This is a genomic window from Deltaproteobacteria bacterium (assembly GCA_016875395.1).
In the GTDB taxonomy this organism is placed as follows: domain Bacteria; phylum Myxococcota_A; class UBA9160; order UBA9160; family UBA6930; genus VGRF01.
The window spans coordinates 1-1,141 of the sequence record VGRF01000093.1 but is presented as its reverse complement, the minus strand read 5'-3'; the positions used below and the strand labels follow the sequence as shown (position 1 = coordinate 1,141).

The 1,141-nt window shown below is 45.0% G+C and carries 1 protein-coding gene; it reads right to left on the bottom strand.

Annotation, left to right across the window (positions count from 1 at the left end):
• Positions 1–1,141, bottom strand: a 1,141-nt coding sequence (locus tag FJ091_22305) for a hypothetical protein (GenBank protein MBM4386082.1), incomplete at both ends; no start/stop codon positions are given.

The window sequence follows — 1,141 nt, the reverse complement described above, 5'->3', positions numbered from 1 at the left end:
CCAGTTGCAGATTGACTGTTGTTTGTTACTGGTGCATTAACTGTTGAACCCATATCAGCAGAAGATTCCATTCTTTGTTGCTCTGCAATTTGTTGTGAAGCATTATCTAAACTTGCACCACTGGAAACGGTACTGGGAGCTGGAGTTGGGGTAACACCAGCAGCGCTACCTGCATCACCTGATGCAGAAGTACCAGATTCTGAAGGTGCCGCTCCAGCACTACCTCCAGATGATTGGGCTACAGAAGGAGCCGAAGCGCCCGCTTTTGCGGCTGGTGGTTTGTAGGCAGCACCTCGTCTAACTCTGAATCTTTCTGCAGCAACTTCCTGTATTCTTTTGCGCTGTTCTGGAGTAAGTTCGCGGCCTTCAGAAAGAGCTTTTTCTATTTCTATATCTTGCTCTGTTGGAACATGGTGATATTCAGCAAGAGGTGGTCTAGTAGGAACAGGAGCAGGAGCAGGCCTGCTTCTGTCAGGAGCAGGCGCAGGAGCTCTAGTAGGAGTAGTAGCACCACGAGCGGGACTTTCGTAACCAGTATCAATACTTTCTATTTCTGCAATTTCTCTTTTTAATCTTTCTTCACCTAATCTTTGCTTTTCCGCCATTTCCGCATCATATTCTCTTTGAAATTGACTTTTTCCTTCTGCAGGAGCGGTTTCCATGGAGCTCTGTGGAATTGGAGTTGGAGTTGAAGTTGTAGGTGCTTCAACTCCGCCGCCAGCAGCCGCTTCAGTTGATGCAGAAGGTGCTGCTCCTGGTGTTCCATCTCCACCATCTCCAAAATCAACGAAGCCGACACCACCCATAGCGGCAGCTGCCGCGGCCGGGTCAAGTCCGCCAGCTGGCGCGGCACCCGCACCTTCATCTTTCTTTCCACCTCTATCGCTTATTTCATCTTCTGCACTTTTTGGATTTGACTTAAATGGATACCAAGGACCTATTGATCTATCTTTGCCAAACCAATTACCCAAATCTATTTTGGGAATACCAACATTATTGACAATCCAATCTTTTACTTTATAATATACATCTTTGATTGTATCAATTACAGGATTGATAAAACTTTCAATTTTAGAAAATAAATTTCTTACTGCATCTTCTCCAAAAAAACCAAAAGTAAGAAAATCTACAATTGCACCTA